Origin of the sequence: Streptomyces sp. NPDC004610 (assembly GCF_040609715.1) — a bacterium.
Taxonomy (GTDB): Bacteria; Actinomycetota; Actinomycetes; order Streptomycetales; family Streptomycetaceae; genus Streptomyces.
In genome coordinates, this window is the sequence record NZ_JBEXLA010000007.1 from 226,062 (window position 1) to 245,756 (window position 19,695).

Sequence of the window (19,695 nt, forward strand, 5' to 3'; positions counted from 1 at the left end):
AGTTGTACTGAGCCGCACCGGGCCATACCGGGCCATATCGACCGACCATGTGGAGTGTGGAAGGAGCCGTCGATGTTCCGCAGCGTGTACCCCGACGTACCGCCGATAGAACTGCCCATCCATGACGCCGTGCTGGGCCGGGCCGCCGCGTTCGGGGACGCGCCCGCCCTGGTCGACGGCACCGACGGCACCACCCTCAGCTATGAGCAACTGGACCGCTTCCACCGCCGGGTCGCCGCGGGGCTCGCGGACGCGGGGGTGCGCAAGGGCGATGTCCTCGCCCTGCACAGCCCGAACACGGTGGCGTTCCCGACCGCGTTCTACGCCGCCACGCGCGCGGGCGCCTCGGTGACGACGGTGCATCCGCTGGCCACGGCGGCGGAGTTCGCCAAGCAGCTCGCGGACTGCGCGGCGCGCTGGATCGTCACCGTGTCCCCGCTGCTGCCGGTGGCCAGGGAGGCGGCCGAGCGGGCGGGCGGGGTGCGGGAGATCTTCGTCTGCGACAGCGCGCCCGGCCACCGCTCGCTGATCGACATGCTGGCGTCCACCGCGCCCGAGCCGTCCGTCGCCCTTGACCCGGTGACGGACGTGGCCGTCCTGCCGTACTCCTCCGGGACCACCGGCACGCCCAAGGGTGTGATGCTCACCCACCGCCAGATCGCCACCAATCTGGCCCAGCTGACGACGTCCGTGATCCCGTCGGGCCCCGGGGACCGGATCCTCGCCGTGCTCCCGTTCTTCCACATCTACGGTCTGACCGCGCTGATGAACTCCCCGCTCCAGCAGGGCGCCACGGTCGTCGTCCTGCCCCGCTTCGATCTGGAGACCTTCCTCGCGGCGATCCAGAACCACCGCATCACCGGCCTGTACGTCGCCCCGCCGATCGTCCTCGCCCTCGCCAAGCACCCCCGGGTCGCCGACTACGACCTCACCTCCCTGCGGTACGTCATCAGCGCCGCCGCGCCCCTGGACGCGTCCCTCGCCCTGGCCTGCGCCCGGCGGCTGAACCTGCCGCCGGTGGGTCAGGCGTACGGCATGACGGAACTCTCCCCGGGCACCCATGTCGTCCCCCTGGACGCGATGCGCGAGGCGCCGCCGGGGACGGTCGGGCGGCTGATCCCCAGCACCGAGATGCGGATCGTGTCCCTGGACGAGCCCGGCCGGGACCTCGGCCCCGGGGAGTCCGGCGAGATCCTGATCCGCGGCCCCCAGGTGATGAAGGGCTATCTGGGCCGGCCCGACGCCACCGCCGCGATGATCGACCCGGAGGGCTGGCTGCACACCGGGGACGTCGGCCATGTCGACGAGGGCGGCTGGCTGTTCGTGGTCGACCGGGTGAAGGAACTCATCAAGTACAAGGGCTTCCAGGTCGCCCCCGCCGAACTGGAGGCCCTGCTCCTCACCCACCCCGGCATCGCCGACGCGGCCGTCATCGGCGTCCAGGACGAACAGGGCGGCACCGAGGTCCCGCACGCCTACGTCGTCCCCCAGCCGTCCGCCGCCGACCTGAGCGCGGGGGAGGTGATGATGTACGTCGCCGAGCGCGTCGCGCCCTACAAGCGGGTGCGCGGGGTGACGTTCATCGAGGGCGTGCCCCGCGCCGCCTCCGGCAAGATCCTCCGACGCGAACTGAGGCAGCGCCCATGACGAGCGAGCCCACGGCACCCGAGCCCACGGCGCCCGAGCCCACGGCATCCGTGCCCAAGGCGCCCGTGCCCAAGGCGCCCGTGCCCAAGGCGCCCGTGCCCAAGGCGCCCGTGCCCACGGCATCCGAGCCCACGGCATCCGAGCCCAAGGCGCCCGTGCCCACGGCATCCGAGCCGACAACAACCCCCGTACCCCTCATCGCCCGCACCCGCGAGCGAGGCGTCGAGACCCTCGCCCTGGACTCGCCGGGCAACCGCAACGCCCTGTCCGCGCCCCTGGTCGCCGCCCTCGCGGACGCGCTCACCGACTGCGCGGCGGACGACGACGTACGGGCGGTCGTCCTCACCCACACCGGCACCACCTTCAGCGCGGGCGCCGACCTGCGGAACCCGCCCGCGCCGGAGGCCCTGGTGGCGCTGTTGCGGGCGATCGTGGAACTGCCGAAACCGGTCGTCGCCCGGGTCACCGGGCATGTCCGCGCGGGCGGCCTCGGACTGCTCGCCGCCTGCGACATCGCCGTGGCCTCACCCGCGGCGACCTTCGCCTTCACGGAGGTCCGGATCGGGGTCGCGCCCGCCGTGATCTCCCTGCCCCTCCTCCCGCGCACCGACCCGCGGGCCCTCGCCCGCTACTGCCTCACCGGGGAGCGCTTCGACGCCGCCGAGGCGGCGCGTATCGGCCTGGTGACGGCGGCGGGGGAGGAGGTGGACGCCGTCCTCGCCGCCGTCCTCGACGGGCTGCGGGCGTCGGCCCCCGAGGCCCTGGCGGAGACGAAACGGCTGCTCACGGCTAAGGTGCTGGAGTCCTTCGACCGGGACGCGCGGACCCTGACCGCGCTCTCGGCCCGGCTGTTCGCCTCGCCCCAGGCCCGCGAGGGGATGACGGCCTTCCTGGAACGGCGGGATCCGTCATGGACGCGATGAGAACGGGCGACGAGGGCCCGGCACGGAGGTGAACGGCGAGTGAGCGCCACACAGGACACGGACGACCGCGCGGCGGACCCGATCAACCAGACGGCCGACCGGCTGCCCAAGCAGGACCGCAGCCGGCTCACCCGGCAGCGGCTGCTGGAGGCGGCCGTGGCCTGTCTCGCCGAGTACGGCTGGGCGGGGTCCACGGTCTCCGTCGTCGCCGAGCGCGCCGGGGTCTCGCGGGGCGCGGCCCAGCACCACTTCCCGACCCGCGAGGACCTGTTCACGGCGGCGGTGGAGTATGTCGCCGAGGAGCGTTCCCTCGCCCTGCGCGCCCTCTTCCCCGAGGGCGCCTGCGGTGACCGGCGGGTGGTGGTCACGGCCCTGGTCGGCCTCTACACCGGCCCCCTCTTCCGCGCCGCCCTCCACCTCTGGGTCGCCGCCTCCGACGAGGAGCAACTGCGCGCCCGGGTCACCGAGTTGGAGGCCCGCGTCGGCCGCGAGGCCCACCGCGTCGCCGTCGACCTGCTCACCGCCGACGAGACCCGCCCCGGCGTCCGCGAGACCGTCCAGGGCCTCCTGGACATGGCCCGCGGCCTCGGCCTCGCCAACCTCCTCACGGACGACGCGGCACGCCGCGAGCGGGTGGTGGCCCAGTGGGCGGACATCGTGGCACGCGCACTGGACTGACCCGGCGCGCTCGCCGCAGGTCCCCGGGCCCGGGGCGGGCGGACAGGCCCCGGGCCCGGCGGCTCACGGCGCCAGCCGCCGTACGCTCCAGCCGCCCGTCCCGTCCGTCTCGTACCGCAGCCGGTCATGCAGCCGGTTCTCGCGGCCCTGCCAGAACTCCACCGTCGCCGGGGTCACCCGGAAGCCGCCCCAGTGCGGGGGCACCGGGACCTGCTCGCCCTCGGGATAGCGGGCGTTCAGCTCGGCGTAGGCGGTGTCGAGCGCGGCCCGGCCGTCGACCGGCGTGGACTGGTCGCTGGCCCAGGCGCCGAGCTGGGAGCCGTGCGGCCGGGTGCGGAAGTACGCGGCGGTCTCGTCACGGCCGGTGCGCCGGGCCGTGCCCGAGACGATGACCTGCCGGGCCATCGGATGCCAGGGGAACAGCAGCGAGACATACGGGTTCTCCGCCAGGTCACGGGCCTTGCGGGAGCCGTAGTTGGTGTAGAAGACGAAGCCGTCCTCGTCGAAGTGCTTCAGCAGGACCGTACGGGAGCTGGGGCGGCCCTGGGCGTCGGCCGTGGACACCACCATCGCGTTCGGCTCGAACAGCCCGGCCTCCGTCGCCGTCTGCCGGAACCAGCGGGCGAACTGCGCCACGGGCGTCGCCGCCAGCTCGTCCTCGGTCAGGCCCGTGGCCCGGTACTGCCGACGCATCGCGGCGGGATCGAGATCAGGGTCGGTCACGCGGTCATCCTGCCCCATCGTCCCCACCGCCCCCGCCGCCCGTACGGTGTCCTTGGTCACGGAGTGGCACTGAGTGCCGCCCCCTCTCCCCAAAGGTGGCACTCGGGGATACTGTTCTCCTGCCGTCCGGTCGGATGACCCCCGACCGCACGGGGCATGACCCTAGGACCTGTTCGAAGACTCGAAGATTCGATAATTCGACAACTCGAAGACTCGAAGGTTCGACAACTCGAAGATGTGAAGACTCGAAGATTCGAAGAACCGTGTCGCCCAGGACCGCGAGTCCCAGAGCCGGACCGCGGATCCGCCGGACGGCCGTCTCGTGCCCGTGCACCTCCGCCGGGGGCAGCCGCACCCCGTCTACGCCCTCGCATCGCCCGTACACATCCGTACACATCTGAGGAGCCGCCTGATGTCCGATTTCGTACCCGGACTTGAGGGAGTCATCGCGTTCGAGACGGAGATCGCCGAACCGGACAAGGAGGGCGGTGCCCTCCGGTACCGCGGTGTCGACATCGAGGATCTGGTCGGCCAGGTCTCCTTCGGCAATGTCTGGGGCCTGCTCGTCGACGGGGCCTTCGACCCCGGGCTGCCGCCCGCCGAGCCGTTCCCCATCCCCGTGCACTCCGGTGACATCCGGGTCGACGTCCAGTCCGCGCTGGCCATGCTCGCCCCGGTGTGGGGCCTGAAACCGCTGCTCGACATCGATGCCGCCCAGGCCCGCGACGACCTCGCCCGCGCCGCCGTGATGGCCCTGTCCTACGTCGCCCAGTCCGCCCGTGGCCAGGGCCTGCCCATGGTGCCGCAGCGGGAGATCGACAAGGCGCGGTCCGTCGTCGAGCGGTTCATGATCCGCTGGCGGGGCGAGCCCGACCCCCGCCATGTGGCCGCCGTGGACGCCTACTGGACCTCCGCCGCCGAGCACGGCATGAACGCCTCCACCTTCACCGCCCGCGTCATCGCCTCCACCGGCGCGGATGTGGCCGCGGCCCTCTCCGTCGCGGTCGGCGCCATGTCCGGCCCGCTGCACGGCGGCGCACCCTCCCGCGTCCTGCACATGATCGAGGAGATCGAGCGCACCGGGGACGCCGACGCCTATGTCCGCCGGACCCTGGACCAGGGCGAGCGACTGATGGGCTTCGGGCACCGGGTGTACCGCGCCGAGGACCCGCGCGCCCGCGTCCTGCGCCGCACCGCCCGTGAGCTGGGCGCCCCGCGCTTCGAGGTCGCCGAGGCGCTGGAGAAGGCGGCCCTGGCCGAGCTGCACAACCGGCGCCCGGACCGGGTGCTGGCGACGAACGTGGAGTTCTGGGCGGCGATCGTGCTGGACTTCGCGGAGGTCCCGGCGCACATGTTCACCTCGATGTTCAGCTGCGCCCGTACGGCCGGGTGGTCCGCGCACATCCTGGAGCAGAAGCGCACCGGCCGTCTCGTCCGCCCCTCGGCCCGCTACACCGGCCCCGGCGTCCGCGACCCCCGGGAGATCGACGGCTGGTCCGGCATCACCGGCTGACCCGCCCTGTCTGCCCGACCAGCTGACCCGCAGGTTCGGGCGTACACGCAGACGACCCGCGAGTCGGGTTCCTCCGGAGAGGAGCCGGCCGGACGTTACCGGCGACTCGCGGGTCGGGTGACTGCTGGGATTGGGCCGGCTGCGCGCATCGGTCACGCGCTGGTCCGGCACCGCACAGAGTGTGGTGGCGAGCCGCTAGCCCGCAGCCACCTCACGCGTCCGGTTCTCATACATCTGCCGAACCACCTCCCTTCTCGTGTGCCCGCCACCTTAAGAACCGGATCGCCCACCGATCAACTGTTTTTTGTTTTCTTTGCCGGGGCCTGTGGGACGGCCGCTTGATCATCTAGCGTCGGAGCATGACCGACAGCCCCTCCTCCCACCTCGACCACGGCCCCGCCCGCCCGACCGACGCCCCCCGTCGGGCAGACGCCCCCCGCCGGACGGACGTCCCCAGGCGGGCGATTCTCAGCGGGTCGGTGTTCGAGGAGCGGATCGGTTACGCCCGTGCCGTGGTGGACGGCGACCGGGTCCATGTCTCCGGCACCACCGGCTTCGACTACACCACCATGACGATCTCCGACGACGTGGTGACCCAGACCGAGCAGTGCCTGCGCAACATCGCCGCCGCGCTCGCGGAGGCGGGGTGCGGGTTCGAGGACGTGGTGCGGGTGCGCTACCTGCTCCCGGCCCGCGAGGACTTCGAGCCCTGCTGGCCCGTCCTGCGCGCGGTCTTCGGCCCGGTGCGCCCGGCCGCCACGATGATGGTGTGCGGCCTCGCCAACCCCCGGATGCGGATCGAGATCGAGGTGGACGCCCGCCGCGGCCCCGTCCGCGGGCTGCGGCTCGCGCCCGCGACCGGGGACGCCATGCTGGAACAGTGGCGCGAGGCGCACAACACCGTCGTCCCGCCCGCCGCGCTCACTGAGGCGGAGGTACGCGCGCGGGCGGAACGGTACCGGCTGGTCAACGCCTATCTCGGGGACGTACCGGTGGGCTGTTCCACCGTCCGGCCGCCGACCCCCGAGGGTGTGGTGACCGTCATCGCCCGCACCCTGCCCGCCTACCGGGGACGCGGCATCGGACAGGCCCTGTGGGCCGACGGGCTCGCCCACGCGCGCGAGCGGGGCGCCCGCGCGATCGAGACGGTGGTGCTGGCCGCCAACACCGACGGACTGCGCTTCGCCGTCGAACGGGGCTTCACCGAGAGCGAACGCTATGTGCTCCCGGAGGAGCGCGAGGAACCGGAGCAGGAGCAGGTGGAGTGGATCGACCTGCGGTGGACGGGCGTCACCCCATGACCACGGGGCCGGGCGTCTCCGGCGTACAACGATTCCCCGCAATCTTGTGGGAACCAGATGTGTGCTGCATCACGTTCGAGTTGAATGATGGCCAGTGAGCGAACCGACGCGCCGTCCGTGCGGACGCCAACGTGCAGGGGGTCGACATGAGTGCTTCCCGGCGTAGCGGGGCCACGGACGAGATCGGCCCGGACGGCCCCGGCGACCCCCATGGCGCGGGTTCCGGCTCCGGCGCGGGCCCGGATCCCGCGCCCGGCGGCCCGGGGGGCACCCGGGGCCCGGATCTGCTCGCCGCCCTGCTGGACGGCATGGACGCGGCGCTGTGCGCGTTCGACGCGGACGGTGTGATCACCCACTGGAACCGCGAGGCGGAGCGGATCCTCGGCTGGAGCGCCGCCGAGGCGGTCGGCCGGCCCGGACTGGCCGGCTGGGCGGTGCGCGCGGCGGACGCGGAGGAGGTCGAGGGGCGGCTGCTGTCCGCCATGCACGCCCCCGGCCGCCAGGTCCATGAGTTCGCGCTGCTCACCAAGGACGGCGGCCGGGTCCTGGTGCGCACCCAGTCCGCCGCCGTACGCGGCCCCGACGGCAAGCCCGCCGGGGTGTACTGCGCCTTCAGCGAGGTGCACGCGCAGATCGACCTGGAGCGGTCCATCGCCCTCAGCGAGGCCCTCTTCGAGGACGCCAGCTGGGGGGTCGTCCTGGTCGATGTCGACCTGCGCCCCGCCGTCGTCAACGGACACGCCGCCCGCGCGCTGGGCAGCGGCCGTACGAGCCTGCTGGGCCGTCCGCTGGGGGAACTCCTCGCCACCGGCGTGGAGGAACTGGAGAGCGCCTTCACCCATGTCCTGGCCGAGGGCGCGCCCCCCGCGCCCGCCGAGATCTGGGTGACCGTCCGCACCCCCGACGGCGAGCGGCGGCGCTGCTGGCGCAGCGGCTTCCTGCGGCTGGCCTCCCCGCTCGCGGAGGAGCCGGTGCCGCTCGGGGTGGGCTGGCTGTTCCAGGACGTCACCGAGGCCAAGCAGGGCGAGCAGGAGGCCGCGCTGCTGCGCTTCCGCGCCAATCAGCTGCACCGGGCGGCCCGCGCCGCCGCCGAGTGCGAGGACCCGGCGGAGGCGGCCACCGTCCATCTGGACTTCGCGCTGGCCGGTTTCGCCGACCACGCCCTGATCGACCGGGTGGCGGGCGGCCCCCTCGCCGACGGCACGGCGGCCTCCGGCCCGGTCCGGCTGGTACGGGTCGCCGAGACGCCCGCCGGGACGCCGGGCCCCAGCCGGTTCGGCGGCCGGGCCGGGCTGCCCGCGCGCTACGCCCCCGGGCACCCGGCGCTCCAGTGCGTGGAGCGGGCCGGGTCGGTACGGGCGGGCGCGGGGTCCATACCCGCCGAGCAGGCCCGCGCCTGGGCCCTGTCCCGGCAGTGGCCCGCGGACTCCGTCCACGCCCTGTGCGCGGTACTGCGCAGCCGGGGCCGCACCCTGGGCGTCGTCACCTTCCTCCGCGGCCCCGGCCGCACCCAGTTCGAACGCACCGACAGCAGCTACGCGGAGGATGTGGCGGTGCGCATAGCGACGGCGCTGGATCTGTCGGAGGTGCTGGGGGCGGGTGAGGGGTAGGCGGGCGGGGCGCTGCCGCGTGGGGGCGGGGCGGCCGGACCGGGGCTGGGGGCTTGGTGGTGGACGGGGTGGCGGGGGCCGGGAAGCTTGGCGCGGTGCCAGGGCCGACCGGGACCGGCGAGGGGCTCGGCGCCGCGTGCGGGGGGCCCGGGCCCGGGGCTCAGCGGGGTGCCAGGGCTGGCCGGGACCGGTGGCGGTTCGGCCCCGGCGAGGGGCGGCCCGTCCGGGGGCCCGGCGTCGCGCGAAGGACGGCGGCCGGAGTGGGCCGCCGTCCCAGGGGCGCCGAGCCCGGTGGGGCCCGGCGCGTCAGGGTCGGCCGGGCGCGGCGACCGCTCAGTGCCGGTAGAAGATCCGGTCCCCGTACTCCCGCATGACCCGGCCGTTCCACTCGTGGCCGCCGTCCACGTTGCCGGAGCGGAGCATCGGTGGCTCGATGCCGCGGTCGGCGAGGGATCCGGCGGCGGTGGCCATGACCGCCTGGAGCAGGGCCGAGGTGACCACGGTGGACGCGGGCGCGAACGGCGCCGGGACGCTCTCCAGGGTCAGCTCGGCGTCCCCGACCGGGATCTTCGAGTCGAGCACGATGTCGCAGTGGTCCTTGAGATACGTCCCGGAGACATGCCGGGACGAGGTCTCCCCGGCGTACGCCACCGAGGTCACCCCGATCACCCGCACCCCCAGCGCGCGGGCGTTCGTCGCCATCTCGACGGGCAGCGCGTTGCGCCCGGACAGCGAGATGATGATCAGTACGTCGCCGGACCGCAGCGGCGAGGAGTCCAGTACGGCGGCGGCCAGCCCGTCGACCCGCTCCAGCGCCGAACCGAGTGTGGCGGGCATCACATCGACCCCGACCACGCCCGGTACGGTCAGCAGATTCATCAGGGCCAGCCCGCCCGCCCGATAGACGATGTCCTGCGCCGCGAGCGAGGAGTGACCGGCGCCGAACGCGAACAGCCGCCCGCCCTCGGCGACGGTGTCGGCGATGAGCGTCCCGGCGGCCGTGACCGCCTCCGCGTCCTCGTCCCGGACCCGTCGCAGCAGGTCGATCGCCGCGTCGAAATACTGGTCGGCCAGCTTGCCGTCGCTCATGCAGAGCCCCTTCGCCCTCGCAGTGCCTGACCCGGTGTCGCGGATCACCGTGCGGTCTGGACCAACGCGCTGTCAATACGGCGAGTGGCCCGGTGCGCGTACGGTGGTGGCGGTCGCGGGGTCCCCGGTACGGCCCCGTTCCTCCGGCCCGGCACGCTTGTCAGTGGTATGCGTCAGAATTGGGTCCAGGGCCAGCGCACGCTCCGGAGAGCCGTCGAGCCTCCGGCAGATCTCACCGAGGGGCACGTATGTCCGGACTGATCGATACGACGGAGATGTATCTCCGCACCATCCTCGAACTGGAAGAGGAAGGTGTGGTCCCCATGCGCGCCCGGATCGCCGAGCGGCTCGACCAGAGCGGCCCGACGGTCAGCCAGACCGTGGCGCGGATGGAGCGCGACGGCCTGGTGTCCGTGGCCAGCGACCGCCATCTGGAGCTGACCGACGAGGGCCGCCGCCTCGCCACCCGGGTGATGCGCAAGCACCGCCTCGCCGAGTGCCTGCTCGTCGATGTGATCGGGCTGGAGTGGGAGCAGGTGCACGCGGAGGCGTGCCGCTGGGAGCATGTGATGAGCGAGGCGGTGGAGCGCCGCGTGCTGGAGCTGCTCCGCCACCCCACCGAATCGCCGTACGGCAACCCGATCCCGGGTCTGGAGGAGCTGGGCGAGAAGGACGGCGCCGACCCGTTCCTGGACGAGGGCATGGTCTCGCTGGCCGACCTCGACCCGGGCCTGGAGGGCAAGACGGTCGTGGTCCGCCGCATCGGCGAGCCCATCCAGACGGACGCCCAGCTGATGTACACCCTGCGCCGCGCCGGAGTGCAGCCCGGCTCGGTGGTGAGTGTCACGGAGTCCGCGGGCGGGGTGCTGGTCGGCAGCGGCGGCGAGGCGGCGGAGCTGGAGTCCGACGTCGCGTCGCATGTCTTCGTGGCCAAGCGCTGAGACCAGGGTCGCCGGGACCAGGGTCTCTGAAACCAGAGTCGCTGGGACCAGAGTCGCTGAGACCAGAGTCGCTGGGACCAGAGTCGCTGGGACCAGGGTCGCCGGGACCAGCGCGGGGCCCCGCCCGGAGTGCCAACTCCGCACCTCCGGAGGGCAGTTGACCGCACACCTTCATCGTTGCGTCAAATCCTGATCCGGCTGTGCCGAACAGCAGCGCGGTGGCGGATCCCGTGTCACGCTGTCGCGTGAGGCATATGACCGGCAGGGGGTGGGCGGATGTGCCGCGGACACACAGAGGCCCCGGCGCCGTGTGGCGCCGGGGCCTGTCCTCCCCGGTGTCGACCCGGAGCCCCGAGCTCTCAGGGTCGTTCCCCACGGACCGGTTTCCCCGAGCGGTCCGCCTCCCGCAAAAGGTCTCCCCGGGGCCGCGGCGATCATTCCTGGCGGGGGGTCACTCATACGAGGGGTGTTGCCCGCGCAACCGCCACTTTCGAACGTGCATTCGATAATGTGCGCGGGGGGAAGCGCGATCGCCCCTGACACGGTGACGGACATCGGCCCGAAACAGGAGAGCGGTACTACGGCAGGCAGGACGCGGTGGACAGGACCGCGCCCCTCCGAAAGATCCGGCGGAGCGGGCGGGCGGGCCGAGCGGAGCTTGGGGGGTACCAGGAGCAATGGCGCGGCGCATCGACGTAACCGGAACGGGTGGGGTACGGCTGGCGGCCTGGGAGTTCGGCGATCCGCAGAAGCCGGGCCGGGGCCGCGCCGGCATCGAGGACGGCGCGGGTGCGCCGGGGGTGCTGTTGCTCCATGGCCTGATGGGCAGGGCCTCGCACTGGTCCTCGACCGCCCGCTGGCTCTCCGAGCGGCATCGCGCGGTCGCGCTCGACCAGCGGGGCCATGGGCAGAGCGCGAAGCCGCCGGGGGCCGCGTTCACCCGTGAGGCGTATGTGGAGGACGCCGAGGCGGCGCTGGAGCAGCTCGGGCTCGCGCCGGTCGTGCTCGTCGGCCATGCGATGGGGGCGCTCACCGGATGGCAGCTGGCCGCGAAACGGCCGGATCTGGTGCGCGGGCTGATCATCTGCGACATGCGGGCGTCCGCGCTGGGCGCCGCGTCGCAGCGGGAGTGGGCCGACTGGTTCCGCTCCTGGCCCCTGCCGTTCGCGACGCTCGCGGACGTACGGAAGTGGTTCGGCGAGGACGACCCCTGGGTGGAGCGGCCGAGCGCCGCACGCGGGGAGTTCTACGCCGAGGTCATGCAGGAGTCCGCGGACGGCTGGCGCCCGGTCTTCGAACCGGAGCAGATGCTGAAGACCCGCGAGACCTGGGTCTACGACGCCCACTGGGACGATCTGTCCTCCGTCCGCTGCCCCGCGCTGGTCGTCCGGGGTCTGGACGGCGAACTGGGACGGGCCGAGGCCCAGGAAATGGTCCGTGTCCTGCCGCACGGGGAGTACGCGGAGGTCCCGGACGCCGGGCACCTGGTCCACTACGACCAGCCGGGCGCGTGGCGCTCCGCGATAGAGCCGTTCCTGGACCGAGTGGGGTAGCCTCCCGGCACCGCCCGCCCACCCATCTGCCGGGCCACTCCCACCGGGCGGCTCCGCCAGCACGCTGCCCGCTCGCGCAGTTCCCCGCGCCCCTAAGCCCCTGGGGCGCACCCCCCCCGCTTGTCAGGGACGCGAGCAACAACACGCCCAACCCCATCCAACCCGCACTTGCCAGAGATCCCGCACCCCCACCCCCTAAGGGGCGCGGGGAACTGCGCGCCCAACCACATGCGACCCGCACCCGGCAAACCTCCCGCACCCCGACCCTCCGCCCCCGAGGGGCGCGGGGAACTGCGCGCCCAGCCACCCCCCACCCGCACCCGGCAAACCTCCCGCACCCCCACCCTCCGCCCCCGAGGGGCGCGGGGAACTGCGCGAGCAACCACCCCCCACCCGCACCCGGCAGAAAACCCGCACCCCCACCCCCACCCCACCCCCCAACGCCCCCCTCTACCCCTTACTAACCGCCGTCAAAATCTCCGGCAGACACCGCGCCACCCGAGGCGCAGCCATCCGCAACCCCAGCCACCCCACCCCCACCCCATACGCCACACCCACCGGCAACAACACCCACGCGAACCCCTCCGCACCCGCACTCACCCGCACCACCACCGCCAGCACGATCACCGGCGCACACAACAGCGCCGCCGCCACCATCCCCCCGAAGATCGACATGAACGCCAGCCCACTCTGCCCCGGAGCAACGTTCTTGTACCCCTCCTGAGGAATCGAGTACGGGTACCGAGCGGAGCTCCACGCGCCGGTCGCCAGCATCGCCCCCAGCAGCGCGCACGACAGCCCCAGCACCTCCGGCAGCCGCCCCCAGTCGTCCAGCATCGCCGTCGTCAGCACCGTCACGAGCACGGTGTACGGCAGCGTGATCACCAGCAGCGCCAGCGCCCGCGCCCGCAGCTCCACATACGCGTCCCGCCGCGACGAGATCGTCATCGCCACGATCCAGAACGCGGACGTGTCCTGCCCGAACTGGTTGTACATCTGGATCCCGAGCATCCCCGCGGCGAAGCACGCGAAGTAGATCGACCCGGTGCCCTGCAACGCGTTGAACACCGGCACGATCAGCCCGATCGCCAGCGAGGTCACCCAGGCCGCCTTCGTCTTCGGATCCCGCCAGACATACCGCAGGCTGCGCTCCATCACCGTCCCGGTGCGCCCGCCCGGCAGCAGCCGCCCGGCCCCGCCCCCCGACCGCTCCCGTACAGACTTCTCGCTCGCCGCCCGGAGCGTGGAGCCGTCCGGCGAGGTCATCAGCCGGTTCAGATGCCGCGCCCAGACCGCCACCAGCACCCCCACCGCCGCCGCACTCAGCGCGAGCTGCACCGCGGCCGTGCCGTACGCCCCCCGGCTCGTCGCGTCCACCGCGCCCACCGCCGACGCCGGCGGGATCCAGCGCAGCACCTCCGCCGCCGGGTCGAGCTGGCCCAGCCCGGAACTGCCCAGCCGCTGCACCCCGAAGTTGACGAACTGCGCCCCGACCGCGATCACCAGCCCGCTCAGCACCGCCAGATCACGGCCCTTACGGCTGGTCAGCAGCCGGATGTTCGCGGCGGCGACGGCCCGCGCCAGCGCCACGCACACCAGCAGCCCCAGCCCGATCGCGACCACCGCGACCGCATACGCCGCCGGGCCATGGGCCACCGCGATCACCGAGCCGATGAACAGCAGCAGCGTGAACACCGGCCCGATCCCCACCAGCGACGCCACCAGCAGCGCCCGCACCAGCGGCCGGGCCCGCAGCGGCAGCATCACCAGCCGGGTCGGGTCGAGGGTCTCGTCACCGCTGGGGAAGAACAGCGGCATCACCGCCCACCCCAGCCCCAGCACGGCCGTCAGCAGCACGACCACGGCATCGGCGTGTGCGTTCCCGCGCAGCGCGATCAACCCCAGCAACTGGAGCGCGGCGAACAGCAGCACCACCACCGCCGACGAGATGAACGCGAACCGCCGCCCACCGGACTGCCGCAGCCCATTGCGCAACAACGACAGCTTCAGCCGGACGAAGGTGGAGGTCAGCGCGGAGGCCGGGAGGGAGGTCGCTGTGGCGGCCGGAGTCGTCTCCGCGGTCATCGGGCGCCGCCGCCCAGCCAGTCCAGCTCGGACCCGGTGTCGCGGGCACCCGCGCCGACCAGTTCCAGGAACGCCTGCTGAAGCGTCGGGGCGTCCCCGCGCACCTCGGCCAGCGGCCCGCGCGCCCGGATCCGCCCGGCCGCCATCACCGCGACCCAGTCGCACAGCGACTCCACCAGCTCCATCACATGCGAGGAGAACACGACGGTGGCGCCGGAGGCGGTGTAGCGCTCCAGGACGCCCCGGATGATCTGGGCCGACACCGGGTCGACGCCCTCGAACGGCTCGTCCAGGAACAGCACCTCGGGGTTGTGCAGCAGCGCGGAGGCGAGTCCGATCTTCTTGCGCATCCCGGTCGAGTAGTCCACGACGAGCTTGTGCTGCGCCCCGGCGAGATCGAGCACGTCCAGCAACTGCGTGGCCCGCTTGTCGACCTCGTCGCCGGGCAGTCCGCGCAGCCGCCCGGTGTAGGCGAGCAGTTCCCGCCCCGACAGCCGCTCGAACAGTCGCAGCCCCTCGGGCAGCACCCCGATCCGGGCCTTGACCTCCACCGGGTCCCGCCAGACGTCGTGCCCGACGATCTCGACGGATCCCTGATCGGGCCGGAGCAGCCCGGTCACCATCGACAGCGTGGTGGTCTTCCCGGCCCCGTTCGGCCCCACCAGCCCGATGAACTTCCCCGCAGGCAGATCGAGATCGATCCCCCCAACGGCCACCTGGTCCCCGAACCGCTTCCAAAGACCGACAATACGTACAGCAGAGGTCATGGATGCACCCTACGTGCACGTATCCGACCTGCTAGGCGCGCGAGGAACTGCGCGACCAGCCCCGACGGCGGGAAAGCCGCAAACCGCCCACAATCCACGCAAACGAGAGGCGACCACCCCCAAAAGGGACAGCCGCCTCAGACGATCACCCACGCACCCGCAGTGCGCGCCCCGCTACCGATCCCTCCCGCACGCATACGCCAGCGCCGAGATCAACTCCTCCGCATCCGGCAGCCACCGATTCGCCGGAGTCGGCCGGCAGGCCCACTGCACGGCCCCCCGCGACCCGAACCGCGTCGGCGGAGCCGCCACATACCCGCCCTCGCCCAGCGCGATCAGATCCAGCGACGACGGCAGCCAGCCCAGCTTGCGCACCAGATCGGGGATCTTCACCGAGCCGCCGGGGAGGACGAAGAACCGCATCCGCCGGTCCGGCGTCAGCGTCACCGGCCCGAGCGTCAGCTCCATCCGCTCCATCCGCGCCAGCGCCAGGAACCCGGCCGTCTCCGGGACGGAGATCGCGTCGAAGGTCCGCCCGGTCGGCAGCAGGATCGATGCGGTGGGCTGTTTCTGCCACATCCGCCGGGCGACGGTCGCGCTGCCGGTCGCCTGGGTCGCCCAGTCGGGGCGCGCGGGGTGCGCACCGGGCGCATCGCATGCCGGGTCGGCGCACGAGCAGCGCTGCATCCCGTCAACTGCTTCCAGCCAGGTGCCGGGGAACACATCCCAATGGCGCTCCTCGGCATACCGTACGGCTGTCTCCAGCAGGGATTCCCCGCGCTGCTGCGGGATTTGGGCGGCTTCGGTGCCCGCGATCGTCTCTTCCACGCTCAACACAACTACCAGGCTAATCGCGAGTTACGGCCGTTTCGCGCGCCGGGGAGGGGCATCGCTCCTGCGTCTGGGGCGCATGGGTGCACAGGTGGGGGCGCGCGAGAGGATCCGCAGGAGGGGCTGGGTAGCCAGTGATGGGGGCGTCATCCGCTTTTACTGCTGCAATCCTCGCATGCCTCGCATTAGCGGTATGTCCACTGGGCACTGATCTTCACAGCCGGAAATTTTCGGCATCTTCCCGTGGACAGACGGACGAGAGACCGGCGCGAGACGGGCTGGATGCGAAGAGAACCGGTCAGAAAGTCACGTCAACCAGGTGCGAGGGCAAGCACCGTTGTCGCCAGAAAGCAGGGGGTAGGCCCATGGCCGCTAGGCCACTCGTCGCGCGGCAGCCCAATGAACGGCTGCAAGCGCTCATCCAGGAAGCGGGCTGCTCGAACGCAGGGCTCGCCCGCCGGGTCAACATGTGCGGGGCCGAGCACGGACTCGATCTGCGCTACGACAAGACGTCCGTGGCCCGCTGGCTGCGCGGACAGCAACCGCGGGGACGCGCCCCGGCGATCATCGCCGAGGCACTCGGCCGCAAGCTCGGCCGTACGGTCACGATCGACGAGATCGGCATGGCCAACGGCAAGAACCTCGCCTCGGGGGTCGGACTCCAGTTCTCGCCGACAGTACTGGGAGCCATCGAGCAGGTCTGCGAGCTGTGGCGCAGTGATGTGGGGCGCCGGGACTTCCTGTCCGGTTCGTCCGTCGCCGCCTCCGCGCTGGTCGAACCCAGCCGGGACTGGCTGATCTCCACACCGGACACCCAGGTCGCCCGTTCCGCGGGCCCCCGCGTGGGCCAGTCCGACGTCGCCGCCGTACGGGCCATGACCCAGGCCCTCGTCGATCTCGACCACCAGTACGGGAGCGGGCATGTGCGCCCGGTCGTCGTGCACTACCTCAACAGCGTGGTCTCCGGACTGCTGGCCGGCTCCTACCGGGAGGCGGTCGGCCGGGAACTGTTCGCCGCGGTCGCCCGGTTGACCGAACTCGCCGGGTACATGGCCGTCGACACCGGCCAGCCCGGCCTCGCCCAGCGCTACTACATCCAGGCGCTGCGGCTCGCCCAGGCCGCGGGCGACCGCGGCTACGGCGGATATGTGCTGGCCGCGTCCATGAGCCATCTCGCCGCCCAGCTCGGAAACCCGCGCGAGATCTCCCAGTTGGCGCGTGCCGCGCAGGAAGGGGCGCGCGGACAGGTCACCCCGCGCGCGGAGGCGATGTTCCACGCCGCGGAGGCGCGCGGGCACGCGCTGCTCGGCGACGCGCGCTCCGCGCAGAACGCCGCCGGCCGGGCGGTCAGCGCCCTGGACCGGGTCGAACCGGAGTCCGGGGACGACCCGGTGTGGATCGCGCACTTCGACGAGGCGTATCTCGCCGACGAGTTGGCGCACTGCCACCGCGACCTCGGCCAGGCCGACGCGGCGGCCCGCTGCGCCCAGGAGTCCCTGGACCGGCACCCCGTCGGCCGGGCGCGCAGGCGGGCCATCGGCTATGTGCTGCTGGCCACCGCCCAGGTGCAGAAACGCGAGATCGAGGAGGCGTGCACCACGGGGATGAAGGCCGTGGAACTGCTCGGTTCGCTGCGCTCCAACCGGGGCGCCGAATATCTGGAGGACTTCCAGCAGCGGCTGGAGCCGTACCGGGACGAGCCGGTGGTCCGGGAGTTCGGGGCGCGGCTGGATCTCCAGCAGGCGGCGTGAACGCTCCCGGCGTGCCGGGTGAACGCATGGGTAACACCGGCCGGACGAGCGGGAGGTGACGTCAGCGGCATACGGCGGGCCGGTCGCGTAACGCCGGTCACAGGGCACGAGGTCGCGCCCTGTGCTGCGTGGCACCGGGCTCGGAGGACCCGGTAGCGTGAGCCGACGATCCCGAAGGTCCCCCATTCGTAGGAGTCCCGGTGACGCAGAGTGGACAGGGCGAGGAGCCCTCGGCGCGGCCCGCGCGCGAAGGCATCGTGCTGCCCTCCGACGGCGGTGAGCCCCTGCTGCCGGGCACGCTGCACCAGCCGGGCGGTCCCGCGCCGGTACCGCCCGGTGGCGGCGCGATACCCCCGTCGGCGCCTCCGGGCGCCCAGTCCTGGGACCAGCCGTGGGGCCCGGACCGGCCGGGCGTCCCACCGGCCGACCAGCCCTGGCAGAACCCGCCCGCCGCCCAGGGCGAACCCTGGGGCAACCCCACCACCCCGGCTCCGCCGCACCCCGGCCCCCTGCCGCCGGAGGGCGCGCAGCAGACGTACGGCGGCGGGCAGGGCTACGGCGCGGCTCCGCCGACTTACGGGACGCCTTCTCCTGGGTTGGGGTACGGGGGTCCGGGTGGGGCTGATTACGCCGGCCCTGGTGGTCCCGGTGGTCCCGGTGGTCCGGGTTACCCCGGTGGCTCCGGTGGACCGGGTTACGCAGGCCCCGCCGGTCCCGGTGGACCGGGTTACGCCAGCCCCGGTGGTCCCGCCGGTGCCGGTGGGCCGGCGTACGCCGGCCCCGGCGGCCCGGGTGACCCCAGCAGTCCCGCCGGTCCCGCCGGTCCCAGCAGTCCCGCCGGTCCCGGCTACGGTGCTCAGCCGCCCCACGCTCCCCAGAGCCCTCACCTGCCCCAGCCGCAGCCCGGCGGTGGTCATGGGCTGCCGATGGCCCCGTCGTCGCACGGGGGCGCGCTGCCGCCCGCGCAGGACCGGGCGACGCAGTACCTGCCGCCGGTGCGGGGCGGAGCCCCCGGCGCGATGCCGGGCGGCGACGAGGGGGCCACGCAGTTCATCCCGCCGGTTCCCCCGGGTCCGGCCGCGCCGACCGGGGACTCGGCGGCGACGCAGTTCATTCCGCCGGTTCCCCCCGCCCCCGCCGGGGACTCCGCGGCGACGCGGTATCTGCCGCCGGTCGGGCCGGGCGCGCTGCCGCCCGAGGTTCCGGCGGGCGGGGCGCCCGTGGCGCGGGCCGCCGAGACCACGGCGTTCCTGGGCACCGGTCCCCGGCAGTCGCCGGGGCAGCCGCAGGGCGGGGGCCCTGACTCCGAGGCCACCCAGTTCATCCCGCCGGTCCCCGGCGCGGGCGCGGGCGGTAGGGTCCCCGCCGCCGGGCCGCCCGCCGAGTTCGCCGGACTCTTCCGGCAGGAGCCCGGCGACAGCCCCGCGGCCTCCACCCAGCAGCTCCCGCGCGTCGACCTGCACGCCCCGCCCCCCGGCCGCCCCGGGCACCCGTCGCCCGCCGGACCGTACGACGGATCCGGTGGCCGCCGGAGAGCCGGCGGGCGGGACGACAGCGGCGGCGGCGGACGCCGGGGCGGCGGTGGCGCCGGTACCCGGTCGAAGGTGCCGTTGTTCGCGGCGGTCGGCGTGCTGATCGCCGTCATCGGGGTCGGCGCGGGCGCGTTGATGGGCGGCGGCGGGAGCGGGAGCGACAACGCGCCGAAGACCGTGTCGGCGACCGCGCCCGCGAGCGAGGAGGAGTCGGCGTCGCCGTCGCCGTCCGCGGATCCGGCCGAGGCGCAGGCCGTGGAGCTGGACAAGCTGCTCGCCGACAGCGGCGCCAGCCGGACGGCGGTGATCAACGCCGTCGCGGATGTGAAGGCGTGCAAGGACCTGGGTCAGGCGGCCAAGGATCTGCGGGACGCGGCGACCCAGCGCACCGGGCTGGTCACCCAGCTGTCCGGGATCTCCGTCGACCAACTGCCCGACAACGCGGCGCTGACCACCGCGCTCACCAAGGCGTGGCAGGCGTCCGCGTCCGCCGACAACCACTACGCCTCCTGGGCCGACCAGGTCGCCGCGGACAAGAAGTCCTGCCGCAAGGGAGCCGAGGCCAAGTCCACCGGCCAGACCCAGGCCGGGAACCGGGCCAGCGGCACCGCCACCGCCGAGAAGGAGAAGGCGGCGGCGTTGTGGAACGCCATCGCCAAGCGCTACGGGCTGACCGAGCGGACCCCGACCCAGCTGTGAGGCGGGGCCGGGGTCAGGGCCGGGATCCGTTCCGGCTCCGGGGTCCGTTCCG

General features: G+C 73.3%; 15 protein-coding genes. 10 read left to right on the top strand and 5 right to left on the bottom strand.

Annotated features, from left to right (window positions below; translation table 11 throughout):
* Positions 1–72: 72 nt before the first annotated feature.
* From ABZX40_RS10465 to ABZX40_RS10475, 3 genes are all read left to right on the top strand, one after another.
* A complete protein-coding gene (locus tag ABZX40_RS10465; protein WP_355734450.1) occupies positions 73–1,647 on the top strand; it encodes a 4-coumarate--CoA ligase family protein in 1,575 nt (524 codons plus the stop codon).
* Between the two features lie 155 nt (positions 1,648–1,802).
* The gene (locus ABZX40_RS10470; RefSeq protein WP_355734535.1) at positions 1,803–2,570 is read left to right on the top strand and encodes an enoyl-CoA hydratase family protein; all 768 of its coding nucleotides are present in this window, start codon (positions 1,803–1,805) and stop codon (positions 2,568–2,570) included.
* Between the two features lie 39 nt (positions 2,571–2,609).
* A complete protein-coding gene (locus ABZX40_RS10475; RefSeq protein ID WP_355734453.1) occupies positions 2,610–3,248 on the top strand; it encodes a TetR/AcrR family transcriptional regulator in 639 nt (212 codons plus the stop codon).
* 63 nt (positions 3,249–3,311) lie between these two features.
* On the opposite strand, the gene pdxH is transcribed toward ABZX40_RS10475, so the two are convergent.
* Positions 3,312–3,989: a pyridoxamine 5'-phosphate oxidase gene (gene pdxH, locus ABZX40_RS10480; protein WP_355734538.1), complete on the bottom strand. Its 678-nt coding sequence runs from the start codon at positions 3,987–3,989 to the stop codon at positions 3,312–3,314.
* A 394-nt stretch (positions 3,990–4,383) separates the two neighbouring features.
* Here pdxH and ABZX40_RS10485 point away from each other — a divergent pair, with 394 nt between their 5' ends.
* The 3 genes from ABZX40_RS10485 to ABZX40_RS10495 all read left to right on the top strand — a co-directional run bounded on the left by ABZX40_RS10485 (position 4,384) and on the right by ABZX40_RS10495 (position 8,395).
* Entirely contained in the window at positions 4,384–5,484 is a 1,101-nt protein-coding gene (locus ABZX40_RS10485; protein ID WP_355734456.1) for a citrate synthase 2, read from the top strand.
* A gap of 359 nt (positions 5,485–5,843) precedes the next feature.
* Positions 5,844–6,785: a GNAT family N-acetyltransferase gene (locus ABZX40_RS10490; protein ID WP_355734459.1), complete on the top strand. Its 942-nt coding sequence runs from the start codon at positions 5,844–5,846 to the stop codon at positions 6,783–6,785.
* 146 nt (positions 6,786–6,931) lie between these two features.
* A complete protein-coding gene (locus tag ABZX40_RS10495) occupies positions 6,932–8,395 on the top strand; it encodes a PAS domain-containing protein (RefSeq protein WP_355734462.1) in 1,464 nt (487 codons plus the stop codon).
* 333 nt (positions 8,396–8,728) lie between these two features.
* On the opposite strand, the gene ABZX40_RS10500 is transcribed toward ABZX40_RS10495, so the two are convergent.
* Positions 8,729–9,484, bottom strand: coding sequence for an SIS domain-containing protein (locus tag ABZX40_RS10500; protein ID WP_355734465.1), 756 nt, complete (start codon positions 9,482–9,484; stop codon positions 8,729–8,731).
* Between the two features lie 248 nt (positions 9,485–9,732).
* On the opposite strand from ABZX40_RS10500, the gene ABZX40_RS10505 reads away from it, so the two are divergent.
* Both ABZX40_RS10505 and ABZX40_RS10510 read left to right on the top strand, forming a co-directional pair.
* Positions 9,733–10,425, top strand: a complete 693-nt coding sequence (locus ABZX40_RS10505; RefSeq protein WP_020130217.1) for a metal-dependent transcriptional regulator — start codon at positions 9,733–9,735, stop codon at positions 10,423–10,425.
* A gap of 677 nt (positions 10,426–11,102) precedes the next feature.
* Complete coding sequence (locus ABZX40_RS10510; protein ID WP_355734468.1) at positions 11,103–11,978, top strand: alpha/beta hydrolase; 876 nt, start codon at positions 11,103–11,105, stop codon at positions 11,976–11,978.
* Between the two features lie 450 nt (positions 11,979–12,428).
* Here the strand turns inward: ABZX40_RS10510 and ABZX40_RS10515 are convergent, their stop codons facing one another.
* From ABZX40_RS10515 to ABZX40_RS10525, 3 genes are all read right to left on the bottom strand, one after another.
* On the bottom strand, positions 12,429–14,063 hold the full coding sequence (locus ABZX40_RS10515; protein WP_355734471.1) for a transporter: 1,635 nt from the start codon (positions 14,061–14,063) through the stop codon (positions 12,429–12,431).
* Positions 14,060–14,830: an ABC transporter ATP-binding protein gene (locus ABZX40_RS10520; RefSeq protein WP_355734473.1), complete on the bottom strand. Its 771-nt coding sequence runs from the start codon at positions 14,828–14,830 to the stop codon at positions 14,060–14,062. The genes ABZX40_RS10515 and ABZX40_RS10520 overlap by 4 nt, the downstream gene beginning before the upstream one ends.
* Before the next feature lie 174 nt (positions 14,831–15,004).
* On the bottom strand, positions 15,005–15,658 hold the full coding sequence (locus tag ABZX40_RS10525; RefSeq protein WP_355734541.1) for a bifunctional DNA primase/polymerase: 654 nt from the start codon (positions 15,656–15,658) through the stop codon (positions 15,005–15,007).
* A gap of 368 nt (positions 15,659–16,026) precedes the next feature.
* On the opposite strand from ABZX40_RS10525, the gene ABZX40_RS10530 reads away from it, so the two are divergent.
* Complete coding sequence (locus ABZX40_RS10530; protein ID WP_355734475.1) at positions 16,027–17,412, top strand: transcriptional regulator; 1,386 nt, start codon at positions 16,027–16,029, stop codon at positions 17,410–17,412.
* 200 nt (positions 17,413–17,612) lie between these two features.
* Positions 17,613–19,643, top strand: coding sequence for a hypothetical protein (locus ABZX40_RS10535; protein WP_355734478.1), 2,031 nt, complete (start codon positions 17,613–17,615; stop codon positions 19,641–19,643).
* Positions 19,644–19,695: the final 52 nt, after the last annotated feature.

Coding starts and splice junctions, on each gene's coding strand:
- pdxH (WP_355734538.1), bottom strand. CDS start 3,989: ATGGGGCAGGATGACCGCGTGACCGACCCTGATCTCGATCCCGCCGCG.
- ABZX40_RS10500 (WP_355734465.1), bottom strand. CDS start 9,484: ATGAGCGACGGCAAGCTGGCCGACCAGTATTTCGACGCGGCGATCGAC.
- ABZX40_RS10505 (WP_020130217.1), top strand. CDS start 9,733: ATGTCCGGACTGATCGATACGACGGAGATGTATCTCCGCACCATCCTC.
- ABZX40_RS10510 (WP_355734468.1), top strand. CDS start 11,103: ATGGCGCGGCGCATCGACGTAACCGGAACGGGTGGGGTACGGCTGGCG.
- ABZX40_RS10490 (WP_355734459.1), top strand. CDS start 5,844: ATGACCGACAGCCCCTCCTCCCACCTCGACCACGGCCCCGCCCGCCCG.
- ABZX40_RS10495 (WP_355734462.1), top strand. CDS start 6,932: ATGAGTGCTTCCCGGCGTAGCGGGGCCACGGACGAGATCGGCCCGGAC.
- ABZX40_RS10485 (WP_355734456.1), top strand. CDS start 4,384: ATGTCCGATTTCGTACCCGGACTTGAGGGAGTCATCGCGTTCGAGACG.
- ABZX40_RS10520 (WP_355734473.1), bottom strand. CDS start 14,830: ATGACCTCTGCTGTACGTATTGTCGGTCTTTGGAAGCGGTTCGGGGAC.
- ABZX40_RS10530 (WP_355734475.1), top strand. CDS start 16,027: ATGGCCGCTAGGCCACTCGTCGCGCGGCAGCCCAATGAACGGCTGCAA.
- ABZX40_RS10465 (WP_355734450.1), top strand. CDS start 73: ATGTTCCGCAGCGTGTACCCCGACGTACCGCCGATAGAACTGCCCATC.
- ABZX40_RS10515 (WP_355734471.1), bottom strand. CDS start 14,063: ATGACCGCGGAGACGACTCCGGCCGCCACAGCGACCTCCCTCCCGGCC.